Raw genomic sequence first — 1,868 nt, 5'->3', positions numbered from 1 at the left:
GTCGGCGCGTGGGAGCGCGTGCATGCGCTGCTCCACGGCGAACCGCATGCGTGGCTCGTCACGAGCTCGGAAGGCGTGCGCAACCTGCACGAACTCGCGCGGGCGCACCTGAACGACGCCGAGATCGACGCGCTGAAGCACGCGCCGCTCGTGACGCCGCATCCGCGGATCGAGCAGACCGCGCGTTCATTGGGTTTTGATAGGATTACGCTGACCGGCGCGGGCGATGAGCGCATCGTCCGCGCGTTTCGAACGATGGCCGACGAGGCCGTCCAACCGGCGACAGCCGCACCGGTGACTAAACGCATGACAGATACCAACGATTCCAAAAGCGTCGCTTCCCAGCCGGCCGCTGCATCCGCACCGCCGTCGCGTCCCGCCTATATGGCGTCCGAACCGCCTGCGCGCCGTGGCGGCAGCGCGGTGCTGTGGTTCGTCGTCGTCGTGCTCGGCTGCGCGGCGGGCGTCGGCGGCTACGCGCTGAACCGCAAGATCGACCGGCTCGACGGCACGTTCGTCACGCGCCAGAAGGCGCTCGATGCGCAGACGGCCGAGACGCGCCTGAAGACCGAGCAGGCGCTCGCGAGCACGCACCAGGTCGACACGCAGCTCGCGCAGCTCGACGGCAAGCTCGCCGACGCGCAGAGCGCGCAGCAGGCGCTGCAGCAGCAATACCAGGACCTGTCGCGCAACCGCGATGCGTGGATGCTCGAGGAAGTCGACCAGATGCTGTCGAGCGCGAGCCAGCAGCTTCAGCTGACCGGCAACACGCAGCTCGCGCTGATCGCGCTGCAGAACGCCGACGCGCGCCTCGCAACGTCGCAGAGCGCGCAGGCGGTGACGGTGCGCAAGGCGCTCGCGCTGGACATCGAGAAGCTGAAGGCCGCACCGGCGGCCGACCTCACGGGCCTTGCGATCAAGCTCGACGATGCCATTGCGAAGATCGACGCGCTGCCGCTGTCCGGTGAAGCGATCGTCCCGCACGAAGCGCCGAAGGCCGCGCCGGCCGACGCCGCGTCGTCGGCCGTGGCCGGCGAGCCGCGCTGGAAGGTGTGGTGGCACGACTTCTCGGCCGGCCTCGGCCAGCAGTTGAAGGGGCTCGTGCAGGTGCGCCGCATCGACAACGCGGACGCGATGCTCGCGTCGCCCGACCAGGGCTACTTCGTGCGCGAGAACGTGAAGCTGCGCCTGCTGACCGCGCGCCTGTCGCTGCTCGCGCGCAACGACAGCGCGATGAAGGCCGACCTGCACGCCGCGCAGGCGTCGCTCGGGAAGTATTTCGACCAGGCATCGAAGGATACGCAGACCGTCGAGGATCTGCTCAAGCAGGTTGACGGCGCATCGCTGACGGTTGCGGTGCCGAACCTGAACACGAGCCTGAACGCCGTTCAGCAGTTCAAGAGCCGGGGGTAACGATGACGCTTCGAGGAATCGTCTGGCTCGCGGTCCTGTTCGCGATCGCCGCAGCGCTCGCCACCGTCGGCCGTTTCGACGCGGGGCAGGTGCTGCTCGTCTATCCGCCGTACCGGATCGACGTGTCGCTGAACCTGTTCGTGATCGCCATCGTCGTGCTGTTCATCGTCGTGTATGCGCTGCTGCGTATCGTACGCAACATCTGGCGCATGCCGCAGCGGGTCGCCGCGTATCGGGCGCGCTCGCGCAACGAGAAGGCGCAGGCATCGCTGCGCGACGCGATCGCGAACCTGTACGCCGGCCGCTTCTCGCGCGCGGAGAAGGCTGCGCGTGAAGCGCTGTCGGTCGATGCGAACCAGGGCGCGGCGAGTCTCGTCGCGGCCACGGCCGCGCACCGGATGCACGAGTACACGCGCCGCGACGACTGGCTGTCGAAGGTCGACGCGCCGGAATGA

The 1,868-nt window shown here is 68.6% G+C and carries 1 protein-coding gene and 1 pseudogene; both read left to right on the top strand.

Annotated features, from left to right (window positions below):
• Positions 1 to 1,413 (top strand): fused uroporphyrinogen-III synthase HemD/membrane protein HemX (gene hemDX / locus G3N93_RS38750; RefSeq protein ID WP_206135409.1); only part of this gene is annotated, 1,413 nt, incomplete at its 5' end.
• A gap of 2 nt (positions 1,414 to 1,415) precedes the next feature.
• Positions 1,416 to 1,868: pseudogene (locus tag G3N93_RS38745) on the top strand (heme biosynthesis HemY N-terminal domain-containing protein); the annotation flags it as partial.

Origin of the sequence: Burkholderia sp. Se-20378 (assembly GCF_017104665.1) — a bacterium.
In the GTDB taxonomy this organism is placed as follows: Bacteria; Pseudomonadota; Gammaproteobacteria; order Burkholderiales; family Burkholderiaceae; genus Burkholderia; species Burkholderia lata.
Note: the sequence above shows the minus strand (reverse complement) of the source record. Positions and strands in the feature narration are given on the sequence as shown.